22 protein-coding genes are annotated in these 25,469 nt (G+C 63.4%); 20 read left to right on the forward strand and 2 right to left on the reverse strand.

The window, feature by feature from the left end:
* The first annotated feature begins 176 nt into the window (after positions 1-176).
* From DF286_RS03180 to DF286_RS03200, 5 genes are all read left to right on the forward strand, one after another.
* Positions 177-623, forward strand: a complete 447-nt coding sequence (locus DF286_RS03180; protein ID WP_109270117.1) for a periplasmic heavy metal sensor — start codon at positions 177-179, stop codon at positions 621-623.
* Entirely contained in the window at positions 620-1,189 is a 570-nt protein-coding gene (locus tag DF286_RS03185) for an RNA polymerase sigma factor (RefSeq protein WP_109270118.1), read from the forward strand. Before DF286_RS03180 ends, DF286_RS03185 begins: the two co-directional genes overlap by 4 nt.
* An 83-nt stretch (positions 1,190-1,272) precedes the next feature.
* On the forward strand, positions 1,273-2,094 hold the full coding sequence (locus DF286_RS15330; RefSeq protein ID WP_158274608.1) for a DUF305 domain-containing protein: 822 nt from the start codon (positions 1,273-1,275) through the stop codon (positions 2,092-2,094).
* A 169-nt stretch (positions 2,095-2,263) separates the two neighbouring features.
* Entirely contained in the window at positions 2,264-2,971 is a 708-nt protein-coding gene (locus tag DF286_RS03195; RefSeq protein ID WP_109270119.1) for a PepSY domain-containing protein, read from the forward strand.
* Positions 2,968-3,708 carry a PepSY domain-containing protein gene (locus DF286_RS03200; protein ID WP_109270120.1) on the forward strand — a complete coding sequence of 247 codons (741 nt, stop codon included), beginning with the start codon at positions 2,968-2,970 and terminating at the stop codon, positions 3,706-3,708. Before DF286_RS03195 ends, DF286_RS03200 begins: the two co-directional genes overlap by 4 nt.
* A gap of 38 nt (positions 3,709-3,746) precedes the next feature.
* Here DF286_RS03200 and DF286_RS03205 read toward each other — a convergent pair whose 3' ends face one another.
* On the reverse strand, positions 3,747-4,166 hold the full coding sequence (locus DF286_RS03205) for a MerR family transcriptional regulator (RefSeq protein WP_109270121.1): 420 nt from the start codon (positions 4,164-4,166) through the stop codon (positions 3,747-3,749).
* 75 nt (positions 4,167-4,241) lie between these two features.
* On the opposite strand from DF286_RS03205, the gene DF286_RS03210 reads away from it, so the two are divergent.
* The 10 genes from DF286_RS03210 to DF286_RS03255 all read left to right on the forward strand — a co-directional run bounded on the left by DF286_RS03210 (position 4,242) and on the right by DF286_RS03255 (position 15,417).
* The gene (locus tag DF286_RS03210) at positions 4,242-4,880 is read left to right on the forward strand and encodes a cation efflux transmembrane domain-containing protein (protein WP_109270122.1); all 639 of its coding nucleotides are present in this window, start codon (positions 4,242-4,244) and stop codon (positions 4,878-4,880) included.
* Entirely contained in the window at positions 4,877-5,347 is a 471-nt protein-coding gene (locus tag DF286_RS03215; RefSeq protein WP_158274609.1) for a methyltransferase family protein, read from the forward strand. Before DF286_RS03210 ends, DF286_RS03215 begins: the two co-directional genes overlap by 4 nt.
* Positions 5,348-5,393: 46 nt before the next feature.
* A complete protein-coding gene (locus DF286_RS03220) occupies positions 5,394-5,771 on the forward strand; it encodes a hypothetical protein (RefSeq protein WP_109270124.1) in 378 nt (125 codons plus the stop codon).
* 316 nt (positions 5,772-6,087) lie between these two features.
* The gene (locus DF286_RS03225; protein WP_243444699.1) at positions 6,088-7,281 is read left to right on the forward strand and encodes a TolC family protein; all 1,194 of its coding nucleotides are present in this window, start codon (positions 6,088-6,090) and stop codon (positions 7,279-7,281) included.
* A 12-nt stretch (positions 7,282-7,293) separates the two neighbouring features.
* The gene (locus DF286_RS03230) at positions 7,294-8,478 is read left to right on the forward strand and encodes an efflux RND transporter periplasmic adaptor subunit (protein ID WP_109270126.1); all 1,185 of its coding nucleotides are present in this window, start codon (positions 7,294-7,296) and stop codon (positions 8,476-8,478) included.
* A 66-nt stretch (positions 8,479-8,544) separates the two neighbouring features.
* Positions 8,545-11,805, forward strand: a complete 3,261-nt coding sequence (locus tag DF286_RS03235; RefSeq protein WP_109270127.1) for an efflux RND transporter permease subunit — start codon at positions 8,545-8,547, stop codon at positions 11,803-11,805.
* A gap of 28 nt (positions 11,806-11,833) precedes the next feature.
* Positions 11,834-12,205 (forward strand): SpoIIAA family protein, encoded by a 372-nt coding sequence (locus DF286_RS03240; protein WP_170303924.1) that lies wholly within the window; start codon positions 11,834-11,836, stop codon positions 12,203-12,205.
* Positions 12,202-12,807: a cation diffusion facilitator family transporter gene (locus DF286_RS03245; RefSeq protein ID WP_109270128.1), complete on the forward strand. Its 606-nt coding sequence runs from the start codon at positions 12,202-12,204 to the stop codon at positions 12,805-12,807. The genes DF286_RS03240 and DF286_RS03245 overlap by 4 nt, the downstream gene beginning before the upstream one ends.
* A gap of 3 nt (positions 12,808-12,810) precedes the next feature.
* Positions 12,811-13,725 carry a cation diffusion facilitator family transporter gene (locus tag DF286_RS03250; protein WP_109270129.1) on the forward strand — a complete coding sequence of 305 codons (915 nt, stop codon included), beginning with the start codon at positions 12,811-12,813 and terminating at the stop codon, positions 13,723-13,725.
* A gap of 669 nt (positions 13,726-14,394) precedes the next feature.
* Positions 14,395-15,417, forward strand: coding sequence for a hypothetical protein (locus tag DF286_RS03255; RefSeq protein ID WP_109270130.1), 1,023 nt, complete (start codon positions 14,395-14,397; stop codon positions 15,415-15,417).
* Here the strand turns inward: DF286_RS03255 and DF286_RS14935 are convergent.
* Complete coding sequence (locus tag DF286_RS14935) at positions 15,414-16,598, reverse strand: hypothetical protein (protein ID WP_146193549.1); 1,185 nt, start codon at positions 16,596-16,598, stop codon at positions 15,414-15,416. The two genes, DF286_RS03255 and DF286_RS14935, sit on opposite strands and share 4 nt — an antisense overlap.
* A 257-nt stretch (positions 16,599-16,855) precedes the next feature.
* On the opposite strand from DF286_RS14935, the gene DF286_RS03275 reads away from it, so the two are divergent.
* From DF286_RS03275 to DF286_RS03295, 5 genes are all read left to right on the forward strand, one after another.
* The gene (locus DF286_RS03275) at positions 16,856-17,785 is read left to right on the forward strand and encodes a hypothetical protein (RefSeq protein ID WP_109270134.1); all 930 of its coding nucleotides are present in this window, start codon (positions 16,856-16,858) and stop codon (positions 17,783-17,785) included.
* Positions 17,786-17,894: 109 nt separating this feature from the next.
* The gene (locus DF286_RS03280) at positions 17,895-20,087 is read left to right on the forward strand and encodes an integrase catalytic domain-containing protein (RefSeq protein WP_109270135.1); all 2,193 of its coding nucleotides are present in this window, start codon (positions 17,895-17,897) and stop codon (positions 20,085-20,087) included.
* Between the two features lie 11 nt (positions 20,088-20,098).
* A complete protein-coding gene (locus DF286_RS03285; protein ID WP_109270136.1) occupies positions 20,099-21,070 on the forward strand; it encodes a TniB family NTP-binding protein in 972 nt (323 codons plus the stop codon).
* Position 21,071: 1 nt separating this feature from the next.
* A complete protein-coding gene (locus DF286_RS03290; RefSeq protein WP_109270137.1) occupies positions 21,072-22,952 on the forward strand; it encodes a hypothetical protein in 1,881 nt (626 codons plus the stop codon).
* Positions 22,953-23,426: 474 nt separating this feature from the next.
* The gene (locus DF286_RS03295; protein WP_109270138.1) at positions 23,427-25,469 is read left to right on the forward strand and encodes a TonB-dependent receptor; all 2,043 of its coding nucleotides are present in this window, start codon (positions 23,427-23,429) and stop codon (positions 25,467-25,469) included.

Below are 25,469 nucleotides of genomic sequence, written 5' to 3' on the forward strand. Positions count from 1 at the left end.
GGAAGTCCTCGAAGCCACGACGCCTCGCGCCCTTTTCGGATCGCGGCCGTCGCGGCCGCACTCATGATAGGAATCCTCGGAGGCCTCATGCCTGGTGAGTCCGCGACAGCGAAGCCATCGCTTTCACCCCTGGGCGGCGCGGCCGATCTTGCGCCATCTACCTTGCTGGCGGAGGGATGGTGAGCGTCGGCGCCCGCCGTATATGGCTGCTTGCTCTCGTTGCCTTCCTGGCGGCGATCGCCGGCGTGCTCGTGGGGCGGAGCATCTCCGACCAACGCCCTCAAGAGCCCCATGCGTTGCATGAGTTGCTCCATGAGGAGCTCGGCCTTGACGATCGGCAGCTGGCCCAGATCGAAGAGCTGGAGAGGGAGTTCGCGATTAAGAAGCGGGCTCTCGAGTTCGAGCTCCGCGCCGACAATGCGCGGCTCGCCGCCGCCATACAGGCGGAACATGGCTACGGCCCACGGGTCACCGCCGAGATCGACCGGTCGCACCAGGCTATGGGCGAGCTCCAGAAGGAAACGATGTCGCATATCTTTGCGATGCGAGCGATCCTTCGGCCCGATCAGGCGCAGAAGTTCGATCGCGCCGTGGTGAAGGCCCTGACCGCCGATGCGAAATGAAGTGCGGCACTGCGGATTGCTCGGACGGCGAGCTGGCCGCGCTGACTCTGGTTGGTCGACAGGACGCCTTCGCCGAAATCATGCGGCGGCACAGGGAACCGATCTACCGTCTCATTCGAGGCTACACCGGAGATCCGGAGGAATCCGTTGATTTGGTCCAGGACTGCTTCACCTCCGCCTTCAAGGCTCTCGATCGGTATGATCAGGCGCGTCCGTTCCGCGCCTGGCTCTCCCGCATCGCGATCAACAAATGCAGGGATTGGGCAAGGCGGCGTGCGGTCCGGCGCTTGCTCCTCTCCTCGAGCTCGGCGTCTCAGGCAGCGGATGTGCCCGATCCGACCCCTCCCGCCGACGAGGCTGCTGGCGACCGGCAGGAACTCGAGCGGCTGTGGCAGGCCATCGCCGACTTGCCTCGCACGCTCAAGGAGCCGCTCATCCTGCGAACCATCGAAGGCCTTTCCCAGGCCGAGGCCGCGATTGTCCTTCGGATCAGCGAGAAAGCCATCGAAACCCGCCTCTACCGCGCGCGACAGAAACTCATGACCCTCCGCGATGCCAGTCACTAGCAGCCATCGCCGCCCCATTTTGCCTGTCGCCCGATCCTTCTCCATCACATGTTGAAGCCGATCATCAAGCCACGGAGTTCGTCATGAAATCAATTCGAAGCACGCTCGCGGTGACGGCCGCGTTGATCCTCGCCAGCGGATGTTCGCAAGAAGCCGAGGTGCCTACCAATCAGCAGGAGACCGCAGACGCCAACGTTATGATGGCCAATCCGTCCAACATCTATGTGCAGGCCGAGATGCAGATGATGGAGCGGATGGAGGCCGCGCGAGGCGCCAACCCATCGGAGACTTGGACGCGCAAGATGATCGAACATCATCGGGGCGCCATAGCCATGTCCGACATCCTCCTCGCTCAAGGCGGAGATCCCCAGGTGCTGGAGAAGGCCCGAATGACATCCGAAATGCAGCGCAAGGAAATCGCGGAACTCGAGGCGCTGCTTCCCGCCGGAAGCTCCCAGACGTCTGCTGGTCGAGAGAATCCCTATGCTCAGGCGGTAAGCCAGATGCACGAACGGATGATGGCGGCAACGGGTGCGAACCCGTCCGAAACATGGATGCGCAAGATGATCGAGCATCATCGTGGCGGCGCAGAAATGTCGAACGTCCTGCTGGGCCTAGGCGGCGACCCTAGGGTGCTCGAGAAAGCTCGGATGACAGCCCAAAAGCAGACGCAGGAAGCCAACGAGCTCGAGCAGATGCTCCAAGGCGGCGGCGTTCCTGCTCCCGCTACCTCGAACGACGCGCCCGCACCCACCACGCCGGCCCGCGAACCGCAGGCGAAGACCCAGCCGGAGGCAAAGGCCGAAACGGAGACGCCCAAGGCGCCGGCGAAGACGCCGGAGGCGCCGCCTGCCGATCCTCATGCCGGGCATGACATGGGGAATATGAGCAATATGTCGCACTGAGATGCACGGTAACCCCGGGCGGGCGCAGCTTGAAAAAGACCGCACAACCCCGCCAGAACATGCCACGTCGCCTTCAGCGTTTGAGGAATCCGTGACGCTCTGTAGGCGTTGATATCTCGGCGAAACCCCTTCTATACAAGGGGTTACCGACTTGATCTGGAAATTGGCAATGACGAATATTCGCTGGCCGCTTGTTATTAGAAGAACGCATAAATGGCTGGCGCTCTTCGTCGGCATTCAGGTCGTGCTGTGGACCCTAACCGGATTCTACATGGTCACGGTCCACATCGACTACATTCATGGAGATCATCTGGTCCGGGCGCCGGCGGTGAGTCCTTTCGAACTGGATCAGCTGATCGAAGCGCCCCGCGTGGTTGCGACGCACCCGCATGCAGAGGAAGTCAAACTGCAGCGCCTCCTGGGCCAACCAGTCTGGCGCGTTCGCTCGGCCGATGGGGCCTTCTTGGTGGACGCCGCCACCGGGAAGAAGCTTCCCCCCCTAACTGAGGAACGGGTTCACCAGGTCGCGCGGCGGATCTACACCGGCGATCCGACTATCGTTTCAAGCCGCTTGCTGACCGAAGCCCCGATGGAAATGCAGACGGCGAAGCCGCCATTTTGGCAAATCGAGTTCAAGGGCTGGAACCGTCCCACGCTCTATATCTCGCCGGCGACTGGCGAACTCATCTCGAGGCGACATAATCTGTGGCGAGTCTTCGACTTCGCCTGGATGATTCACATCATGGATTATGAGAACCGTACGGACGTGAACAACCCGCTGCTGCGCGTGGCGACGTGGAGCGCCGTCTTTATGGCGATCAGCGGAGCTTGGCTGCTGTTATGGTCCTTCCCACGCCGGAAGAGGAAAAAGGCATGAGGATCGACCTCAACATTCAAAAAAGGAAGCACTTCCGGATCTCTCCAATCCTATTCCGCCGCATCCACAAGTGGGTCGGGTTGGTTTTGGGAATCCAGTTCGTGCTCTGGACCGTCAGCGGTGCCACGATGGCGCTATTGGACATGGAGAAGGTCGGCGGACATAGCGCCGCACCCGCGAGTGTCGCTGCGGCTCCTTGGCCCCAAGATATCGCTGCGCCCAAAATAGCCGGACCGGTCGATGGCCTTACGCTTCGTAGGATTCTGGATCGGCCGATTTATGAGCTCCGAGGCCAAGGCGGTCTGCGCCTCCTCGACGCGCGTAGCGGCGAGCCGATCGTGATCGACAAGAATCTAGCGGCGCGGCTCGCTCGGTCGGCATATCACCATGATGCGCCAGTCCGCTCAGTCACGTACTTGGAGGAGCCCAACATCGAGGCGCGGGATTTTTCCGGTCCGATGTGGCGTGTCGACTTCGCCAACGAAGACAATAGCAGCAGCTATATCTCGGCCGAGACGGGACTGCCGCTGGTCGATCGCTCCGACACCTGGCGCGTCTGGGACTTCTTCTGGATGCTGCACAACATGGATTATGTAAACCGGACGAGCTTCAATCACCCGCTGATAATCTTCGCCGGTTTCAGCGCGCTCTGGCTCTCGCTCACCGGCTTCTACCTGCTCTTCAAGAGCTTCCGTCGACGGGAGTTTCGATGGATCATCGGGCGCGGCAAGCCCTGAAGGCGCTACCCACCTTAGCTTTATGGCAAGACCTAAGCTCAGCCTGATACGCTCTCGTCTTGCTGCCGTTCGACGTCGGCAAGCGCCTCGATAATCCGGCAATCGGCGACCACGCCGTGTCCACACTGACCGATGAGCCTATCGAGCTCGTCGCCGAGCGCCCGGAGTTCGGCCATTTTCCGCTTCACCGTCGCCCGGTGAGCCCGCGCGATTTCGTCGACAGCTTCACAAGACCGGTCCTTATCGTCGGCTAAGCTAAGAAGCTCTCGCACCTGATCCAGGGGGAACCCAAGGTCGCGGGCGCGCCGAATGAATGCAAGGCGTTGCAGATGCTCCGGTCCATACGACCGATAGTTCGACGGAGACCGCGCTGGCGGCGGCAGCAACCCGATCTGCTCGTAATAGCGGATCGTCTCCACCTTCGTGACGGTTGCCGCGCCGAGTTCGCCGATCTTCATAGGGCCCTTCTTGACCCTCTAGTTGCTACAGGGTGCATATCTGCAGGTGAATGAAACGAATCGAAGGCGATCCTAGTGGCTGACCATTGCTGCGGTAGTGCGAATCTGAGCGCGGGCCCGTCAGGTGGGTCGTGGCGCCGCGCCCTTTGGATCGCGTTAGGCGTGAATGCCGCAATGTTTCTCGTCGAAATGGTCGCGGGCGTGGCAGCCGATTCCCGCGCGCTCCAGGCGGACGCGCTCGACTTCTTCGGTGACTCGGCAAATTACGCCATCAGCCTTGGAGTCGCCGGAATGGCCCTGGCATGGCGAGCCCGCGCGGCCCTCGTGAAAGGCGCTACCCTCGTTCTACTCGGCGTCTGGGTGCTTGCCTCGTCCCTCTGGGCGTTATGGGTTGGAACGTCGCCTGAGCCGATCGCAATGGGCGCCATCGGCGTGCTGGCGCTCGCCGCCAATGTCTTCGTGGCGCTGATGCTCTACCGCTTCCGAACCGGCGACGCGAACATGCGCTCCGTCTGGATATGCTCCCGCAACGACGCCATCGGCAATTTAGCGGTCGTCGCGGCGGCGTTGGGCGTATTCGGCACCGGGACCGCCTGGCCCGACATCATCGTTGCCTCAGTGATGGCCCTACTCGGGATTTCGGGCGGCTGGCAGATCATGAGCCTCGCCCGCCGCGAGCTTCGCTCCGTTCGTGAGCAAGAAGCATGGACATGAGCGCTCCCGATGATGCGGGCGTCCGGTTCCCGCCGCCACTCATTTTTCTAAGCTTCATCCTTCTCGGCATGGGGCTCGATCATCTATTCGCCATCGCGCCGCTCCCACTTTCGACGTGGCTGCGGTGGAGCCTGGCCACGCTGTTCGGCGCTACGGGTCTCACACTCGTCGTCGGCGCATTGTCACTCTTCCGCCGTGCGGGGACGCCGCCGGAGCCCTGGCGGCCGACGAAGACGATTGCCGAGAGCGGCATCTACGGCCGCACCCGTAATCCGATGTATCTCGGCATGGCGTGCCTTCATCTCTCGGCCGCGATCGGATTTGAAAGTCTTGGCGCTCTCATCCTTCTGTTGCCGGCGATGATCATCATCGATCGGGCCATCGTCAAGCGAGAGGAAGCCTATCTCTCCCGTCGCTTCGGCGAGAGCTACACGGCCTACAAAGAGCGCGTGCCGCGATGGTTTTGAGCTTGCGCCCTTTCGCCGCCCACGGCTTTCAGGTAAGGGGCCGCTAATGTCGGGGGCAGCCTTCTCCATTGGAAAGATCATCAGGACGGCGCTGGCCGTGCTGATGATGCTGGCGGCCTTCACCCCGGCACTTGCCGAAGTCGGGTGCCTGGAGGACAGCATCTCCCACATGGAAGTCGCCGGCGACGCCCATGATGAGGGCGGCCAAGTCATCGAGAATTCCTTTCCGGATGACGGTGATCGAGGATCGCAGCCGCAACCGGCACACTGCGCCTTCAACCACGGCGCGCATGGATCTGCTATCCCAGTGACAGCCGCCACCAGCGTCGATCACTCCACCGACAAAGAGACACATCTCTGGTCCGATGCGCGTCCGCTCACGGCGACCGCTCCCGACGGACCTTACCACCCTCCGCAAGCCTGAAGACCAACGTCGCCGCCCTTAGCCGGGCGATCCTGCACGTCCATGGTTTTCAGGATTCAATATGCCACTTGCTCAAAATGGGGGGCGCTCCGCTAGCGGCGCGACCCTAACTGCCTCGTCCACCGATAGTGGGCGGAAGGCGTCGACACGTCGCGCGGCGATGTTCTCGCCGGCGCGGTCGCCGCTGCGACGCTACGGAATATTCTTCACATTCGCTTTGGCGGTGCCTGCAACTTCCGTCGCTCAGATCGACGATGCTGCTACGCCCCGCGTCGGAGCTGTAAGCGGAGCAGAGGCTCGACCCAAGGCACAGGTAATGGGCCCGCCCGCGCCGCCGCCGGTCGTCGCGCCTCGGACCGGTCCCCTACCATCGTCGCTGACGCTCGACCAGGCGCTGGAGGAAGCCGCATCCCGGTCGCCCGCTATCGTCGCGGCACGCGCTGAGGTGGACGCGGCGCGCGCCCGGGTCGGACAGGCCGGGGTACGCTCCAATCCCGAGCTAAGCGTGGAAGTCGAGAACTTCGCCGGCACTGGCCCCTATTCTGGCATCTCCGGAACCGAGACGACCGTCTCCATCAACCAACGTCTCGATCTTGGCGGTAGGCGACGGGCCCGTGTCTCGGCAGCGGAAGCGCGGCTCGCCGCGCAGGAGCTCCGGCTGGCTATCGCCGAAGCCGATCTTGCTCAATCCGTGCGCGAGCAATTCGCGGTGGCCGTCGCGGCACGCGAACGGCTCCGGCTGGCTAGGGAAAACGAGGAGCGCGCGCGCGAGCTCGCCCGCATAGCCGGAGTGCTGGTCGATGTCGGCCGCGAACCGCCGCTTCGCGCAATCCGTGCCCGGTCCGCCGCCGCGCAGGCGACCGCCGCCCTTCGGGCAGCGGAAGCCGCAGAGGAAGCGGCCAGACGAACCCTGGCGTCGTTCTTCGGTGTCGACACTAGCCCATCGTCAGTCCTCGGCGGTCTCGGGGAGATCCGGCCGGCCGAAATAGTCGCGAGCCAAACTCTCGAAGCCAGGCTCGCCGCCGCCGAAATCGCGGTCGCGGAAGCCGGAGTGGGACAGGAGCTGGCGGCCCGCCGGCTCGATCCTTCCGTGGGGATCGGCGTCCGCCGAATCGAAGAGACGGGAGACCAAGCCTTCGTCGCCGGCTTCTCAATGCCGCTCCCGATCTTCGACCGGAACAGAGGCAATATCGAAGCGGCTCGCGCAGAGGCGCGCTCAGCCGAGGCGCGGCTCAACAATGTCCTCGCCCAGGCCTCGGCCCGCATCAACAATGCGGAGGCCAATCTCGTCGCCGCTGATGCGAGGGTGGAAGCCTTGGAAGAGGCCGCCATTCCCGAGGCCGGCGAGGCGCTGCGGCTGGCGCAGCTCGCCTATCAGGCGGGGAAGATCGACCTGATCGAGCTTCTCGACGCTCAGGAAGCCTTCGCCTCCGCCCAAACCGAACTCATCGAGGCGCGCCTCGCCAGAGCGCAGGCCGCCGCCGCGCTCGCCCGCGCCGCCGCTCAATAAGGATTCCCGAACATGGAACTCACGCAAGACAACAAGAAGCTCCTCGCGGGCGGAACGGCCATAGCGCTCGTCGCAGCCATTGGCGGAATCGTAATCGGTCAATCGATGTCGCCCTCTCAGCCGGACCAGACAGCCGCTGCCGAAGCGGGCGAAGAAGGCGAGGAAGAGGGTCACGGCCGCGAAGGCTTCGTCGAGATGACGCCGACGCGGCTCCAGTCCAGCGGCATCCGCACGACTGAGGTGGAGGCAGGGTCGCTCGCGTCCGAAATCATCGCGCAGGCGACTGTGGCCGCGCCGCCGGAAGGTGAAGCGGCGCTCACTGCGCGCGCCGACGGTGCCGTCGTGCGGATAAACAAGCGCCTCGGCGACCCAGTCAAGGCCGGAGAAACGGTAGCGCTGATAGAAAGCCGCGACGCCGCGTCATTTGTCGCCGAACGAAGCGCGGCGGCGGCCCGGGCGCAGGCTGCCCGCGCCGCTTATGCCCGAGAAAAGCGACTGTTCGAAGCCAAGATCACGGCTCGGCAGGATTTGGAAGCGGCTCAAGCCGCGTTGGCTGAAGCCGAGGCTGAGCTCAGGCGCACGCAGGCCGCGACGGCGGCGGCGAACGTCACCGGGAACGGCCGCTATCTCGCCGTCACCAGCCTCATCAGCGGCCGCATCACCGAGGTCAGCACTCAGCTCGGCGCATATGTGCTGGCGGGAGCAGAGCTGTTCCACGTCGCCAATCCGAACCGGATACAGATCGAAGCATCGGTCCCCTCCGTCGATGCCCAGCGGATCCGACCCGGCGATCCGGCCATCATCGAGCTGCCCGGCGGCGGCTCTGTCGACGCCGTTGTGCGTTCGGCGACCCCGTCGCTCAATCCGGAAAGCAGAGCCGCGACCCTGGTGCTCGCGCCTTCGGGAACGCCGGCCGGCCTGACCCAGGGCCAGGCCGTCCGCGTCCGCATCATGCCGCGCGGGGCGCCCACGGATGGGCGGATCGTCCTGCCGGAAGAAGCGGTGCAGTCGGTAGAAGGCCGCGACGTGGTCTTCGTGCGGGTCAAAGGCGGATTCCAGGCGGTGCCGGTCACCGTCGGATCAAGAAGCGGCGGCCGCATCGAAATCCTGGAAGGGCTGAAGCCCGGTCTTCAGGTCGTGACCCAGGGGGCGTTCGTTCTCAAGTCGCAGCTCGGCGCCAGCGAGGCCGGCCATTAAGCGCCCGCGCCCCTTCTTCCATTTTCGAGCCGCCCCTCGTGCGCGCGGCCACAGGACAGCTACACCATGATAGACCGCATTCTCGATACCGCCGTCCGCTTCCGCTGGGCGGTGGTCGCCGTCACCCTGATTGTCGCCGCCTATGGCGCATTCCAACTCTTCCGGCTTCCGATCGACGCCGTTCCGGACATCACCAACAAGCAGGTGCAGGTTAACACGGCCGCGCCCGCCTTCGGCCCGCTCGATATGGAACGGCTCGTCACCTTTCCGATCGAGACTGCCCTGGCGGGGATTCCAGGCCTCGACCATACGCGTTCCATCTCCCGAAATGGCTTCAGCCAAGTGACGGCCGTCTTCGACGAGGACGTCGACATCTACTTCGCCCGCCAGCAGGTGTCGGAGCGCCTCACCCAGGCCGGCGAGAGCCTGCCGGAAGGCGCCGAACCCCAAATGGGGCCGGTATCGACCGGCCTCGGAGAAGTGCTGATGTGGACGGTCAGCTATGCGCCGACCGCCACCGCCGAGTCTCCAAAGATCGCCGGCCGACCGGGCTTCCAACCCGACGGATCCTATCTGACACCCGACGGCGACCTGCTTACGACGGAGGTCGCGAAGCTCGCCTATCTCCGCACTATTCAGGATTGGATAGTGCGACCCCAGCTCCGCACCGTCGAAGGCGTGGCCGGGGTGGACTCGATTGGCGGCTATGAAAAGCAGTTCGTAGTCCAGCCCGACCCTGGCCGCCTCGCCGGCTACGGCATTTCCTTCTCGGAGCTGGCGGATGCCCTCGAACGCGCGAACATATCGGTCGGCGCGAACTTCATCGAACGGGGCGGCGAGGCGTTCCTCGTCAGGGCCGATGCCCGCATCCGGCATATCGACGAGATCGCGCGCACCACGGTCGCGGTGCGCAACGGTGTTCCAGTCACGGTCGGCGACGTCGCGAATGTCACCATCGGTGGCGACCTGCGCACCGGCGCCGCGTCAATCGATGGTAAAGAGACCGTGATTGGGACTGCGCTGATGCTGGCGGGCGGCAACAGCCGTATCGTCGCCGAGGACGTCGCGGAGCGGCTCGAGGAGGTGGCGGGATCGCTGCCGCCAGGTATTTCGGTCACGCCCGTCTACAATCGCTCAACCCTCGTCGAAGCCACCATCGCGACAGTCGAGAAGAATCTGGTCGAAGGCGCGCTGTTGGTCATCGCGGCGCTTTTCTGGCTGCTCGGCAATATCAGGGCGGCGATCATCGCCGCGCTCGTCATCCCGCTGTCGTTCCTGATGATGGCGATCGGCATGAACGAATATGGCGTGTCGGGCAATTTGATGAGCCTCGGCGCGCTCGATTTCGGTCTGATCGTCGATGGCTCGATCATTATCATCGAGAACTGTTTGAGACGCCTTGCGGAGCGACAACATCTGGAAGGCCGCGTCCTCAACCTTCCCGAGCGGCTGCACGAGGTGTTCGAGGCCTCCAAGGAGATGGTGCGGCCGACGATCTACGGCCAGGCGATCATCCTGCTCGTCTTCGCGCCGCTCCTCACCTTCACCGGCGTCGAGGGCAAGATGTTCACGCCGATGGCGATCACGGTGATGCTGGCGCTGGTCGGCGCGTTCATCCTGTCGCTGACCTTCGTGCCCGCCATGGTCGCTATCCTCATTCGCGGCAAGGTCGCGGAGAAGGAAGTGAAGGCGATTGGCTGGGTCAAGGAACGCTACGAGCCGGTGCTCCGCCGCGTCGTGGCCCGGCCGTGGCCGTGGATCGGCGCCGGCGTCGGCACCTTCGTCGTTGCCGCGCTCATCTTCACCACGCTCGGACGCGAGTTCATCCCTCAGCTTAACGAGGGCGATCTGACGGTGCAGGCAATCCGCGTCCCGTCGACATCGCTCGAACAGTCGCTGGAAATGCAGCTCCAGGTGGAGCGGGCCATCTCCTCGTTGCCCGAGGTCGCCTACATCTACGCCAAGACGGGCACGGCCGAAGTCGCCACCGATCCGATGCCACAGAACATTTCGGACGCTTTCATCATTCTCAAACCCAAGGAGCAATGGCCGGAGGGGATCGACACCAAGGAAGAGGTCGTCGAACGTATCGAGGCAAAAATGGCTGGCCTGGTCGGCAATGCCTACGAGGTAAGCCAGCCCATCGAAATGCGCTTCAATGAGCTGATCGCTGGCGTGCGAGGCGACATCGCGGTCAAGGTGTTCGGCGATGATCTGGACGAGCTGGAGCGGATCGCCGGGCAAATTGCCAGTGCGATGAGCGGGGTGGAAGGCACGGCCGACCTCAGGACCGAGCAGACGGCGGGATTCCCCACGCTCGACGTCCAGTTCGATCGGGATGCGATCTCCCGATATGGCCTGTCCATCGAGGATGTGACCGACACCGTTGCCGCCGCACTTGGCGGGCGGGAAGCTGGCCTCGTCTTCGAGGGGGACCGGCGCTTCGATATCGTCGTGAGGCTGGCGAACGCCACCCGCGATGATCTCGGCGCGATCGGCGCCTTGCCAGTGATGCTGCCCGAAACAGGCGCCGCAGGCCCCCGTCAATCCGTCCCGCTGCGCGAGCTCGCCAGCTTCCAATTCTCCGAAGGCATCAACCAGGTCAGCAGGGAGAACGGCCAGCGCCGCGTGGTGGTCCAAGCCAATGTGCGCGGGCGAGACCTTGGCTCCTACGTCTCGGAAGCCCAAGCCCGCGTCGCGGAGCAAGTCGACCTGCCGCCTGGCGTCTTCATCGAGTGGGGAGGCCAGTTCGAGAACCTGCAAGCCGCCTCGGCCCGCCTGGCGGTCGTAATCCCCGCCGTGTTCATCCTGATCTTCGGGATCCTCTTCGTCGCGCTCAGAGGCGTGATGCCCGCGCTCGCGGTCTATTCGGCGGTTCCGCTCGGCCTTGCCGGCGGGGTCTTCGGTCTAGCGATATCGGGCCTCGCCTTCTCGATATCGGCGGCGGTCGGCTTCATCGTCCTTTCAGGCGTCACGGTCCTAAACGGACTCGTCGTCATGACGAGCATTCGCCAGCGGATCGACGCCGGAAATCCAGTGGATGAAGCGGTGATCGATGGAATGATGGAGCGCGTCCGCGCGGTCCTCATCACCGGCATCGTGCCCGCCATCGGCTTTATCCCGATGGCGATCGCGACAGGTCGAGGCGCGGAGGTGCAAAAGCCCCTCGCGATCGTCGTGATCTCCGGCCTCATCGTCGCGACCTTGCTGACGCTGTTCGTGCTGCCCGCGATTAGCCACCTGCTGCTGCGCGTGCGCGGCAAGAAGCACGAGACGGGCGAATATGAGGACGTCGACAGGTTCGGCAGTCCGTTGCCGGCGAAGTGATCATGCAGATCAAGAGAGGAGGCAGCCGATGCTGACGATAGAACAAAGACCCGACGGCATCCTTCACATCGTCGCCGATGGCCAACTCACGACCGAAGAATATGTGGATTTCGTGCCGCGCTTCGAGCGTCTGGCGGACCAACCGAGACCGGTGCTGATCGAGCTCGGTCCCGGCTTCACCGGCTGGACGCTGGGTGCACTGTGGCGAGACCTCCAGTTCGATGTCGAGCACCGCAAGCAGTTCGGCCGAATAGCCATCGTCGGCGACAAAGAATGGGAGAAGTGGGGCACTGAGGCGTCCGCGCCTCTCTTCCCGGCCGAAATGCGCTTCTTCGAGAAAGCTGGGGCCTCAGATGCCGAGGCCTGGCTCCACAACGCGCCACGGGAGGAGAGGCCGTGAGCGAAGGGCATTTCGATCTCGGGAGCCAAGACAAACGCAAGATCCTCTGGATCGTGCTCGCCCTAAACGTCGCCATTGCGGCGGGCTTCTTCGCGACTGGGCTATTGGGCGACTCCAGCGCACTCATCGCCAACGGCCTCGACAACAGCTCGGACGCGATTGTCTATGCCATCAGCCTGATGGCCCTCTCCCGGCCTCCACGATGGAAGCGGATCGCCGCCCGCTTCTCCGGTATCATGCTGCTCGCGTTCGCCATCGGTGTCGTCATCGACGCCGGCCGCCGCTTTCTCACCGGCTCCGATCCCCTCGGCATCACTATGATGATCATGGCGCTCGTCGCCGCTGCCGTGAACCTCCTTTCCCTCTTTCTGCTAAAGCGGCTGAAGGGGAAGGACGTAAACCTTCGCGCCGCGACGACGTTCAGCTTCAACGACTTCATCTCGAACGGGGGGATATTGATCGGCGGCGCTCTGGTGCTGTGGACCGGACAGAACTGGCCCGACCTCATCGTCGGGATCGGCGTCGCCGCGATCGCGATTTACGGCGGGATCGATATCCTGCGGGACGCCCACCATGAGGCGGTAAAGGCAAAGGAGAGCTGAGACATGGGCGCAGGACATGATCATGGCGAACGCAACATGAGTGATGGCCGCCTCGTCGGCGCGGTCGTGGTCAACCTCCTCCTGACAGTCGCCCAGATCGTGGGCGGCGCGGTCTCGGGGTCGCTCGCGCTGATCGCGGACGCTCTTCACAACCTCAACGATGCCGCTTCGCTGGGCCTCGCGCTATTTGCACGCCGCGTAGGGCGACGGCCGGCGGACAAGCTGATGACGTTCGGATACGGCCGCGCCGAAATCGTCGCGGCGCTCATCAACCTTACGACCCTGGTCATCGTGGGCCTTTATCTTCTCGTCGAGGCAATCAACCGGTTCCTGGACCCGCAGCCGGTCGGCGGCTGGATCGTTGTGATCGTCGCCGGCATCGCGTTGGTGATCGACATCATCACAGCCCTGCTCGTCTATGCGGGATCGAAACACAGCCTCAACATCAAGGCCGCCTTTCTGCACAACGTTTCCGATGCGCTGGCTTCGGTGGGCGTGATCATCGCGGGAACGCTCATTCTGCTCTACGACCTCTACATCGCCGACCTCGTGATGACGGTGCTCATCGCCAGCTACGTGCTCTACCAAGGCTTCTCGCTGCTGCCGCAGACGATCAAGCTTTTGATGGGCGCGGTTCCCGACGACGTCGAGTTCGATGCGATCGTGAAGGCATTGCGCGAGACCGATGGCGTCAAGGATTTGCACCATGTGCACATTTGGAGCCTCGACGAGCATGAGCGTGCGCTTGAGGCGCACCTCGTGCCCGCCGTATCCTCGCTGGAAGCGTTCGAGCAGGTGAAGGCCGACGCGCGTGGCATGCTGCGACAGCGCTTCTCTATCGGGCACGCGACCCTCGAAGCCTGTCTCGACGAGCAGGGTGGCGATCACGCCGCCGCCCCACATAGTCATCCGAAATAGGAGGCGACGAGCACGAAGAGGCTATTTCGCAGATCAAACCGAAGCTGGGCAGCTTCCATGGTTGGCAATCATCAGTCGAGGCTATCGATTACCCATCTGCCATCCGCTCGCCGGATATGGATGGTCTGCTCCTCACTTCGCCGGGCCGCCTTGGTCTCGTAGATGACCCTGATGCGGCAATCGAAATGTCCACTCCCGTCCGATGAACATTCCGGTTCCTGGTTGGGAATGACCGCAGGCGGCTCCTTTGCCTTCAAACCTACTTCATGGACAGGATCGCTCTCCATGTGCTGCGCATAGGCATGGCGGATGTCGTCAGTAGTGGGTGGGTCGGCTGCGCATCCGACCATCGCCGCCAACGGGGCGATGATAGGACATCGCGCAGCAAATACTCGAGTTCGCGTTGCCACCATCACCGCTATCTACCGATACCGCGCTGAAGCCGCGAGTCTCTCTCGATTTGAATAACAAAATGAATGACTCCGATGGACCTCATCGGAGGAAAGATGATCAACGAGATTATCGAACTGCTCGTAGAGCTGCCTCCCAATCGGTCGGCGCAAGCCTTTGTCGTGCCGTCCCTCAGATGCTGAAGAAGACCAACTGAACGGAACTCCCGCCCGCCGACAGGTGGTGAAGACACTCCGACGATATTCGTTGGAGAAGGAAATGGCTGAAGCCTTTGAAGAGCAGCTGGTAGGGGTGCCGCCGCATCTCTGGCCACAGACGCTTGAGCGCGCAGCTATCATCGCCAAGTACCTGAAAATAGCGAACCCGACCGTGGCAGATGTCGACGAACATGCCCGTAAGCTAGGCATTCGCCGTCGATATTTTTACGTGCTCGTCCGCATCTTTCGGGAACGTCGCGCCGCCCGGACGATCGACATCGATAAGCAATACAAACGGGCGGTCATCGACCCGGAGGCTTCCGCCACTGTCGAAGAAGTCATTGCCGAACTTGGACCCGATGCCAAGCTCGCTCACGTCAAAGAAGAAGTTCAGCGGCGATGCCGCGACAGGGGAATCACCTTGCCATCATCCACGACGATCAGAACGCGCCTTAACGCGGCCCGTGTCGTGAATCCGGGGACGAATTTCCTTCCAGACCTGATTGTCGATCATTGCGGTCTCAAGCTTCAGGCAACTGACCCTAATGGGGTGGTTGAAACGGCCGTCCTCACCGCGCTGATCCACACGCCCACCGGCCGGGTTATGGGTCACTATCTCGGCCTCGGATCCCCCGGCGCAACCGCTATGATCAGCGCCATAAACAATGCCTTGAGCCAACCCGCTGGTGCGGGGTGTCGCGCACGACTGCCGGTCGAACTCAGGTTCCATGCAGGCCAAGAGCCCATCTGGGATACCATCATCGATGCGCTTCAACAGGGAGGCATCAAGCCGCTTCCTCGAGAAATATCAGACCGCTCCGCTGGACGGAGCATCACTCGAGTCTTGGGCTTGAAACTAGGGCGAATCCCGTTCGCCCCGAGAGCGACCTTCAAGGCGCCACAATCGGTTCGGGGATTTGGCACGGCGGTTTCACTCGACCAAGTCAGGCTTACGGTCGCTGAAATTCTCGACCAGCGCAACGCGTCGCTGCCCTCCAACGACGTGGCGTCGCTCCGCGACCTCTTGGGCAGGAATGCCGCCCGGCAGCTGGAGAAATCATTGGCTGGTCTCCCTAACGGCTAGGTGGGCAACACAACCCGGAATAAATTCCGCATTTCCGCCCCCATGCGCAGCAGCCGGGGATTGAGATTCTTCCACCTGGTGAGGTTCCCCGCTCGCTGGTCAGCATCGCCGCCTTCTTGTGCCCCTTCACGAGCGCGAACGATCTCGTAGTTCCAGTCATCAACCGCACCCGCGAGCAAGGTGCGGGCCTGAACCGCGTCAACAGGGGGCGGGAGTCCCTCACGTCGTTTGATCTGAGGCGACGCCGTCAAACGCGGCATCAGTTCATATCCGCCAAATTTCGCTCCCAGAAGCCGCAACAGTCTTTGCCCGTGGCGGCGCTCACCTTGGGCGCTGAAGCTACCCAAGATGCCGTTCGTCGCCGCGTCGCGCGCCCATCGTTCAGCTGTATCTTCCAAGCTGTCTGGCACCACCCAATGAAGCTCCTCCAGCACCTCTGCAATCGGGAAGGAGCCGGTGGCTATCGTTCCATGTCGAGCCTCAATGTCCTCTATCGCGTGCTCAAGGCCCGCCCCGGGGGTCTTCGAAAGGGTAAGGCCGAGCCCCAGAACAAGTCGCGTTTCTGTGTCCACGACAAAGGTGCCAACGACAAAGCTGGACCCTTCGGCCCCTTCGACCGGAAGGGAGAGCGCCGCTTGGTCGACAAGAAAGGACCGTCCAAACGTGCGCTCGGCCTTGTCCGCCGCAGGCTCCGGTGCGCTCGCCGGCGAACGCAGAGCATTTAACCGTCGCCTGATCGCCGCGTCCGAGGGTGCTGCAGAGCCCTTTCGCTTACATGCCTGAATGACAGATGCTCGAACTTCGCTCAGAGAAGCTGTCGGATGATCTGCCAGTATGTCGAAGATAGCGTTATCGGCGACATCGCCCAATCCCTCGGCCGCAGAAGGCGGCCGCCGCGTCCGATAGCCAGGAGCGAGGCCTGCCACCGGACCGTGTCGACGCAGCTTATCCAAAAGGCGATAAAAATTGCGCTGTTGCATCCCGAGATCAGCGGCGGCCTTCTGAGCATCCCCTGCTCGAGGTGCGTCGATCCGAAGATAGCGGTCGATCACCGCTAAGCGTGAAAGAACCGCTTCCTGCTTCTCGCGCGGCAGCGTGGAAAGCGCCCTGAGCTCTGACGACGCAGAGACACCCTCCAAGAGGTGGTCACCAACTAAATCAATCCTGGGATCATCCGACACGCGTGCCCTCCTAGGCGCGCTGATAACGGCGCCGGAGGAGATCGACAATCAATTTATGTTCGGCAGATTGAACAATAGGATTTGACATAAGCCTGCACCGACCTCATGTTCATTGCACAACAGCCCGAACATGAGGTCACAATGTCGTCCAACCTGCCCCCAGCCACCTGCGATGAAAAAGCACCGCAGGATGACGAGAATCCGCCGCACGAGCCCGTGCAGGAAATAGTAGGGGACGTGCCAGCCGGCGTCCCGGCATGGATCGGCTCTATGGCCTCCTACCGTCGGGGAACATGGCGTCGTCGTTCGTCTCGGCCGTGGATGTCTTCTCGTCAGCGCTCAGCGGTGGCCGCGTGATGGAAGCCGACGACACGATCGAGCGGCTCGTGAGGGCGCCTTTGGCGGCATTCGCGGATCCGAGGCCCGGCATTATGCGCCAGCTTATCGACCCAGCGGTGACGCCTGATCGGACTCGCCTGCGGCGCCTCGATCAATTGCCGGAGGCTGGCGACGAACTCGTCAGCATGGGCGACATGTTCGTCACCAAACATGGCGGCTCGATCCGGACCTTCACCGGCAACCTTGCCCACGAGAATGGTTGGTGGCCGTCCTTCAAGCGCCGCCGCCTCCAATATTGGGAGGGGATGACGCAGCGCGCCTACCTGCTGCGGTGCGAGGTCGATCCCGATGTCGACTGGGCACAAAGCGAGGCCCGTCGCTTCGAATTCCCTCTCGGCGGCCGCAGGCACCGCTACACATGCGACGTCGAGGTGCGGAAAACCGATGGCTCCACGGAGATCGTCGAGCTCAAGCGCGACGAACGTGATCTCGACGACGATGATTATCGCCTGACCCTTGCTGGCGTGGCCGAAATCTGTCGACGGTGCGGGTGGACGTTCAAGATCGTCCTCGCCGGCGAAATCTTCACCGGTCGTCATCACCGGCAGAACGTCGAACTCTTCCAGTCCCGGCGCTTCGCCCGCGTCGGCCCCGAACATCTCCGGCGCCTCGAAGACTTCGCATACCGCCATGGTCAGGAAAGCACCTATGGCGAGCTCTCGGAGGTTCTCGAACCGGACTTCGCTCCTGCAGGCAAAGCCGTCCTTCAGGCTCTGCTCGTGCGGCGGCGGGTGAACATCGATCTGACCCAGCTTCTCTACGAAGAGACGCCTGTGCAGATCATCTAACCGCACCACCCAAACAAGGAGACAGCCAAGGCGCCTGCAAGCGCCTGAATCCTCGCTGCGCCCTCGGCGCAGCGATCGAGAAAACTATTGCCAACAGGGGAAACACAACATGGCACACTATAACTATCCGCGAAACGCCATCATCGAGATCGATGGGGCTCCATACAAATATTTGGGCGCGACCATTCCTGGTCGTGTCCACCTTATGCATCTCCATTCCGGCGAGCCGTATCGCATCACCGGTCCGACCGGCCAGCTCGAACTCCTGACGCCTGAGGCCTACGACGAGCTGCTGCTCGATGGTCGCCTGATCGTTAAGGAGCCGGAAAGCGCCATTCTGGCTCGGAAGATCGCCTCCGACGCCGAATGGGACATGGCCGACTGCGAAGCTCTTGATCCCAACGCTCGCAAAATGCTGGTCCAGTGCCAGATCCTGGATGACCATGGGGTCAAGAACGGCGTGAAGGCCATCACGATAGGCCTCACCGACCATTGGACCGATGAGCTTCGCCAGAAGTTCGGCGAACATGATAACCCCCACACGATCAAGCGGTGGCGCTCCGAGCGCGGCGCTATCGGCAATCGCAACGGCCGCGACATGGTCCGGATGTGGGGCAAGGTGCCGCGCGCTCCCTACTCCGACGATGTCGTTGAGGAGACGAAGCAAAAGGCGGCGCTTCGCTACTACACGTTGCAAACGAGCTACGTCGATGCCCATGCCGAGGTCTCTGACGAGATCCAGGCGATCAACGAAGGCCGGTCAGAACAGTATCCGAAGCCCGAACGGCCCTATCGCTGCCCTTCGTATGACACCGTCCGCCGCGCCTGCATCGCGCTTGAATGCGCGGACACGGTCGAAGCCCGCGACGGCAAGGAGGGCGTCAAGGCCGACTGGCGCGGCTCTGGAAAACCGCTCACAGCGAGCCGGGCGCTTGAGCTCTGTATCATCGATCACACGCCGCTCTCTGGCTACTTCGTTGTCGATCCCGAGCGCGAGATGATTGCGGGCCAGCCGTGGTTGTCAGTCATGATCGACGTCCACTCTGACGCCATTCTCGCCCACTTGATTTCCTACCTTCCACCGTCGGTCTGGACGGTCGGCGAGCTGCTTCGGCGGGCGAGTCTTCCGAAGCGGCCGCCGCCTTGCTTCATCGAGCGCTACCCTATCCTCCGGCGTATTTGCGGAAAGCCCGCCGAGGTCATCGTCGACAATGCGGCGGAATTTCGCAGCCAGGCCTTCGAGGACGCAGCGAAGGCGGCCGGCTTTGCCGTTCGGCGCTGTCCGATCAAGAAGCCGACCTATCGCGCCATCGGGGAACGGGTTTTCCCCACTCTCCAGCTGAAGATGACAAAGTCAATTCCAGGTGCAATCAAGCCAATCGCGCTCGCGCGAAAGCTTGGTCACAATCCGGAGAAGGAAGCCCTTGCCACTACCGGGGAGCTGGAGGCATTGGGGAACTACGCGGTCGCCGAATACCACATCGAGACGCATGAAGGACTGCACGGGCGACAACCCGCCCTCGTCTTCGAAAAGAGCGTCAACAAGCATGGCATAGACCTTATCCATGACCTCAGGGGCTTTCAGCTCGAGTGCCTCGATGTCCGTCTCGGAGTGCAGATTTCCAAGTCCGGGGCGCGCCTCTTCAGCCTCCGTTACCAATGCGCTCGTGCCGTGCCGGCGTTGCTCAACGACCTCGTGCCAGTGGAGCCCCGGCGACAGCGGCGGGACGAGGCGACGGCCACCGTCAAGGTAAAGTTCGACCCGCAGGACATCTCCGTCATCTACGTCTGGAACCGCGTCACCAAGAAGTATGTGACGCTCCGCTGCGCCGACGAAACCTACGCCGACGGCATGCCGTTGTGGTTCCACGAGCAGATCCAGCAGGCTGCCCGCGCCGAGGCTGAGGCCTTCAACACCGAGGAAGAACGGCTCGCTGCCCGCGCCAAGCGCATCAAGGCGATCCGCAACATCTCGCCCGAGGCAAAACAGCGCGAACGGAAGCTTGTGGCGCGGCTCTACGAGATTCCGCGTCTTCGTCAGATCACCGGCAACCTCGTTCATCTGCACACCGACGAACCAGAGGCCGTCTCGCTCGAGGATTTCATCTCTCACGACCTCGCCGCAACCACGATGCTCGACGACGAGATTCTCGCGCCACGCCTTCCCGTCGCCGAACCTCGCAAGCGCAAGCGCAAGGACCGCGACAGCCGCGATGCAGGCCAACCGCATCAATCGGCGCAGCAGTCCACCCAAACGCCCCAGCGGCCCCGCACTCGCCGGGTCAGCGGCAGCTATAATTAAGGATCATCACCATGGCACAAAAATCAAACATCCAGTCCGCTGACACCATCTGCATTGATGACGAGGAGGGGCGCCCTGAGCGCCCCTCCGACCGGTCCCGCCGGGTCGCCGAAGCGCGGGCGAGTTTCCGGGACATCCTCCTCCCTTATCCTCGTCAGGACGAGCTTGTAGCGGCCTTGGACGAACTCCGCCTTACGGGCCTGCTCACCAAAGGTAAGCCACAGGGCGGCGTCCGCCTGATCGCCGAGACTGGCTCTGGAAAAACGATCGGCGCGGAGCGTTTCAAAACCTATGTCGAAGCCGCCGAGGAGCATGATCCTCGCTCCAAGCCGATCGTCATCGCCACCATCGATGGCAGCGGCACCACCAGGTCCATTCCGGCCAGCATCCTCAAGGCTATGGAAGTGCCCCGGCCCGAGCAGGGCACGGAGCCGGTGCTGTGGATGCGGGCAATCGACGCGCTCCGCCGCTCCGAAACGCAAATCCTGATCATCGACGAGTTCAATCGCGCGGCGCGGCGGCCCACAATGAGCTCGGCAATCGCGACCGCTCTTCGCGACCTCATGGACCAGGGCGTTGCGCCGCTTGCGTTCCTCGCGACCGAGGAGGCCCGCGACGTTTTCAGGCGCAGCCCTGATCTTGCAGGCCGCCTCGATGCTCCGGTGACAATGAATCCGTTGGACTGGCTGATCGAGGAGGATCGCGACCTCTTTATGGATTTTCTCGCCGGCCTGGACGAGGAGATGGTCGAGCGCGGTATTCTTCGCGTCAGCTCCGGCCTGGCAGAGCCGGAGTTGGCTCGTCTTCTGTGCGAGGCCTCAAACGGCAATATCCGGCAAATTTCTCACATCGTTGAAACCGCCATGGCGGCCGTCGTTCGCCGGGACGATGACGCGATCAGCCGCGACGACCTGTCGGTGGCAGTGGATGAATGGTCCATCCCGAACCAGTGCATCGGCTACAACCCGTTCGAGGCGGCCTAATATGGGGGTCTATACCAGCATCACCAAAGCGCCCTGGCGTGTCGAGGCTCCCCTCCAGCCCATTGGAGGGGAGTCGCTGGACGGCTTCATTGCCCGCGTCGCCGCTGCGAGCTGGATCGATAACGCGCTCACCATCACCAACCTGGCGGGCGTCACCTACGGGCACAAGCCGACACTCGCTACGCACGGCTGGGACGGCTTGCCGATACTTGCCGACTGTCTCCAGGTCGATGTGGAAGAACTCCGTTGCCGCTCCTATCCCGCGATCGAGGGCACGGACCGGCGGCAGTTCTTCGGTGTGGAAGTTGAACGGCGAGACATCGAGACCCGCGTGCGCCGGTTCGCTCCAGCCTCGTTGGCGTTATCACCCCATCATCGCGCCATGTGGCAGCTGAGACCTTTCCCATTCTGCTCGGAGACCTGGCAGTATCTCGTCGACCAGTGCCCGCGATGCGGTGCCGTTCAGCGCTGGTATCACGCCAATGGCATCGACCGGTGCGATCAATGCGTCGAAGAGCTCTCCCTGGCACCAGCAGAAACTGTTCCGGATGAGGAACGGCCTGCCCTGCGATTTGCGATCGGGCTGGTTCATGCGGACCCAGCGCTTCGGCAGCGGAGTCTTTTCGAACTTCCGGCCGAATTGCAGGCGCTCGGACCGGCGGCTGCCTTCGAACTCCTGGTGCGCCTGACGACCTTGGTCGACGGAGAGATGGCCAAGAACCGTGTGGGCACCTTCTCGACTTGGTCGCTCCCCGCAGCAAGGATAACGTCAGCAATAGCGCGAGCCTGGCCGCTCTTGGCCGGCTGGCCAGGTGCCGTGACCGAGTTCATGGGCGAGCGCATTCAAACGGCGCCAACTCGGCACGTCGACGGCAACGAAGGACTGTCGGTCCGCTTCCTGAAGCTCCCGCGAGTGCCTGGCCTTCGCCAAGACGTGGCTGATGCGATCGCTCGCCTGAGGCTGTCCGTCCAACTCGACGGCCCCGAACAATGTCTTTTCAAGGAACGCACCATGGGCATCAAGGAGGTCGCCGCCGCGCTCGGCCGTGGAACAAAGGAAACCGCTGAAATTCGCCGGCAAGGTGGGCTGAAAACGATCTTCGCTATCAAGGAGAAGCGGCCCGTGGCTCTCTTCGACGCCGCCGAGGTGCGCTCCATTTCGTCCTTCATCAAGGAACGGCTAGGCTTCGCTGCCGCCTCTTGGCGCATCGGGATTTCGTATCATGGTGTCGAGCAACTGGTCACCATGCGACTGTTGGCGACCACAGAGGATCGCTACTGCCAAGTTCGTTATGGTTCTCGTCAGACCACCGAAACCGCGATGGACGACTTCCGTTGTCGCTTGCAGCGCGCAAGTGAAGACATCCCCTGCACGGCCCCGATCACGCTTCGGAAGGCAGCCCTGGCAATCGGTGGGCGGCTAAAGCCTTGGGGGCCAATATTTCATGCCCTCCTCACCGGCGGCATTCCGTTTCAGCTGAACGATGAAGATGGTCCACTGACGGAACGGATCATCGTTGACCGATCTGCCATTTCGCAGCTTATTGCCCTCGAGTTCGCCGCCTCCGACTATCCCGAGTCGACGTTCGAATACTCGATGACGCGCTTCGACGCCGGCGAAACCCTCAACGTCGGGCCTAAGGCATACACTCCCGTGATCAACGCGATCATCGGCAGGTCGGCCGAGGCGAAGTTCGTCCGCGTCCACGATGTCCTTCAACTCGCAACGACGCACATCAGCGCGCCAGAGATCGGTGCACGGCTCGGCATCAGTTCACGATCCGCCTTCAACTTGGCTAGCAGAATCGGTGTCACGTTCCTTGGCGAGGCAGGCTGGTGCCGCCGGGATGCCGAGAAGCTCATCTTCGCCGACGCGGCCTGACCCCTCATAACGGCGCGGTCCTCGTTAAGGGGCCGCGCCGATGCGCCCCGCCCGCTGGGCTATCTCACCTCCAGATCCCATATTTGCCTCAGTCGCGGCCGCGCGACGACTGACTGCTAAGCGCGAAGGAGCAAACTTCTGCAATCAACCCTGGGGATAGGCGCAAGCTTGTGCATGCTCCCGGATGCAAGTTAGACCATCCCCCAGAGGCGCGAGGTGCAATCATATCGACGCGTCACATTCCGCCACTCGCTGCGAAACGTCGTCGGGCTGACCGGAGCGGGTGAGCGCCTGACGCTGATGGTCCTGCGCTCCGTCGAGCGCGAGGAGATTTCGGTGACGGTCGCCCATGATCCTGCCCTGCTCGTCACGCGCGTTCATAGGGTCAGATGGACAGAATTTGGCCGATGATCTAAGGGCCCCAGTCATCGCGCGCCGAAGCCTTGAGGCCGTGCCGAATAGTTGGGAGTAGCCGTGCCGCGCCGCCTGATCTCGGCATTGTGCCTTTCCGCCGCGGCGCCGCTTTACGCCCAGCCTGCCGACATCGTCGTCACCGGACGCGGGCTCGATGAGAGCCTGGGCGACGCGGTCTATTCCACCGTCGTCATCGATCGGGCACGGCTGACCGATTCCGCCTCGGGGCGAATGGACGAGATATTGAAGGATGTGCCGGGGCTGCAGCTGTTCCGGCGGTCCGACGCGCGCTCGGCCAATCCGACCAGCCAGGGCGTGACCCTGCGCGCGCTCGGCGGCAACGCGTCGAGCCGGGCGCTGCTGATCCTCGACGGCGTGCCACAGACCGATCCGTTCGGCGGCTGGATCAGTTGGCCGGCCTACGACCCGGAACGGCTTGGCGAGGTGCGAGTGACGCGCGGCGGCGGCAGCGGTGTCCATGGCTCCGGTGCGCTCGCCGGCACGATCGAGCTGCTGAGCGCCGACCCCGAGGATCTGGACGGCACACGGGCGAGCCTCGCTTACGGCAGCCGCGACAGCATCGACGCGTCCGCCGGCATCGGCGTGGAACTGGGAAGCGGCTTTCTGACGCTTTCGGGCGACTATGGCCGGGGCGACGGCTTCATCCCCATTGTGGAAACACAGCGCGGGCCGGTGGACCGCCCCTCGCCTTATGAACAGGCGAGCGCGAGCCTGCGGGCGGTGGCGCCGCTTTCGGCCGGAGTGGAGCTGCAGGCGAACGGCCTCCTCTTCCGCGACGAGCGCGAGCGCGGCGTGCCGTTCACCGGCAACAGCACGACCGGGGCGGACGCGTCGCTGAGGCTGGTCGGCGAGCGCTGGTCGGCGCTCGGCTACGTCCAGACGCGCGACTATTATAACAGCTTCGCGAGCGTCGAGGACGATCGCAGCGCGGCGGCGCGGGTGGCCGAGCAATATTGCGTGCCTTCGACGGGCGTCGGCGCGCGGGCCGAATATCGCCCGCCGCTCGGCGACCATATCGAGCTCCGCCTCGGCGGCGACTGGCGCGAGACGGAGGGGCGGACGGAGGAGCGATTCCTGTTCGTCGACGGCGTCGGCACGCGCGGTCGGGTCGCCGGCGGCCGGACCCGCACCTTGGGCGGCTTCGCGGAGATCGGCTGGGAAAACGGATCGCTTACCCTGACCGGCGGCGCCCGGATCGACCGCTGGTGGATCGAGGACGGCGCGCTCCTCGAGCGGGTGTTCGCCACCGGGGAGATATTGAACGATGTCGCCTTCACAGATCGCGCCGGCTGGGAGCCGACCGGCCGGGCCGGGGTTGCCTGGCGCGCTGCCGAGGCGGTGACGGTGCGGGCGGCGGGCTATCTCGGTTGGCGCCTGCCGACCCTGAACGAGCTCTTTCGTCCCTTTCGGGTCGGCGCCGACGCGACGGCGGCCAATGCCGAGCTGGCACCGGAGCGGCTGCGCGGGGCCGAGCTGGGGATCGACGTCCGGCCAGTGCCGAACGCGCGGATCGGCGCCACCTTATTCGTCAATCGCCTCGAGGATGCCATTGCCAATGTGACGCTTGGCCGGGGACCTGGAATGTTCCCGGGCGTCGGCTTCGTCGGCCCGAGCGGGACCTTCAGCCAGCGCCGCAACTTGGGCGCCATCGATGCGCGCGGCGTGGAGATAGATGGCGCGGTCAATTTTGGCGCATGGTCGCTTTCGGCCGGCTATGCATTCGTCGATGCCGAGGTGAGCGCCGGCGGTCTGGCCCGGCCGCTCGATGGTCTGAGACCCGCGCAGACGCCGAGGCACAGCCTGGCCTCGACGCTGGCATGGCAAGATGGCGGCGGCGCCCGCGCCTCCCTCACCGCCCGCTATGTCGGCGCCCAGTTCGAGGACGACCTCAACACCCAGAGCTTGCCCGACGCGCTGACCTTCGACGCCGCTGCGAGCTTGCCGGTGACGCCGGCGCTAACCGTCGAGGCGCGGGCGGAGAATCTGACCGACGCGCGCGTCCTGGCGGGGATCTCGGGCGATGGTCTCATCGAACGTGCGACTCCGCGCACCTTGTGGATCGGCCTCCGCTACAGCCGCTAG

The organism is Sphingosinicella humi (genome assembly GCF_003129465.1).
Lineage (GTDB): Bacteria > Pseudomonadota > Alphaproteobacteria > Sphingomonadales > Sphingomonadaceae > Allosphingosinicella > Allosphingosinicella humi.

Excerpts from the sequence above, each read along its gene's own strand:
- DF286_RS03275 (WP_109270134.1), top strand. The coding sequence starts at position 16,856 with ATGGATCGGCTCTATGGCCTCCTACCGTCGGGGAACATGGCGTCGTCG.
- DF286_RS03180 (WP_109270117.1), top strand. The coding sequence starts at position 177 with ATGGTGAGCGTCGGCGCCCGCCGTATATGGCTGCTTGCTCTCGTTGCC.
- DF286_RS03185 (WP_109270118.1), top strand. The coding sequence starts at position 620 with ATGAAGTGCGGCACTGCGGATTGCTCGGACGGCGAGCTGGCCGCGCTG.
- DF286_RS03285 (WP_109270136.1), top strand. The coding sequence starts at position 20,099 with ATGGCACAAAAATCAAACATCCAGTCCGCTGACACCATCTGCATTGAT.
- DF286_RS03220 (WP_109270124.1), top strand. The coding sequence starts at position 5,394 with ATGTCGGGGGCAGCCTTCTCCATTGGAAAGATCATCAGGACGGCGCTG.
- DF286_RS03280 (WP_109270135.1), top strand. The coding sequence starts at position 17,895 with ATGGCACACTATAACTATCCGCGAAACGCCATCATCGAGATCGATGGG.
- DF286_RS03290 (WP_109270137.1), top strand. The coding sequence starts at position 21,072 with ATGGGGGTCTATACCAGCATCACCAAAGCGCCCTGGCGTGTCGAGGCT.
- DF286_RS03230 (WP_109270126.1), top strand. The coding sequence starts at position 7,294 with ATGGAACTCACGCAAGACAACAAGAAGCTCCTCGCGGGCGGAACGGCC.
- DF286_RS03255 (WP_109270130.1), top strand. The coding sequence starts at position 14,395 with ATGGCTGAAGCCTTTGAAGAGCAGCTGGTAGGGGTGCCGCCGCATCTC.
- DF286_RS03225 (WP_243444699.1), top strand. The coding sequence starts at position 6,088 with ATGGGCCCGCCCGCGCCGCCGCCGGTCGTCGCGCCTCGGACCGGTCCC.
- DF286_RS03200 (WP_109270120.1), top strand. The coding sequence starts at position 2,968 with ATGAGGATCGACCTCAACATTCAAAAAAGGAAGCACTTCCGGATCTCT.
- DF286_RS15330 (WP_158274608.1), top strand. The coding sequence starts at position 1,273 with ATGAAATCAATTCGAAGCACGCTCGCGGTGACGGCCGCGTTGATCCTC.
- DF286_RS03250 (WP_109270129.1), top strand. The coding sequence starts at position 12,811 with ATGGGCGCAGGACATGATCATGGCGAACGCAACATGAGTGATGGCCGC.
- DF286_RS03215 (WP_158274609.1), top strand. The coding sequence starts at position 4,877 with ATGAGCGCTCCCGATGATGCGGGCGTCCGGTTCCCGCCGCCACTCATT.
- DF286_RS03195 (WP_109270119.1), top strand. The coding sequence starts at position 2,264 with ATGACGAATATTCGCTGGCCGCTTGTTATTAGAAGAACGCATAAATGG.
- DF286_RS03235 (WP_109270127.1), top strand. The coding sequence starts at position 8,545 with ATGATAGACCGCATTCTCGATACCGCCGTCCGCTTCCGCTGGGCGGTG.
- DF286_RS03205 (WP_109270121.1), bottom strand. The coding sequence starts at position 4,166 with ATGAAGATCGGCGAACTCGGCGCGGCAACCGTCACGAAGGTGGAGACG.
- DF286_RS03240 (WP_170303924.1), top strand. The coding sequence starts at position 11,834 with ATGCTGACGATAGAACAAAGACCCGACGGCATCCTTCACATCGTCGCC.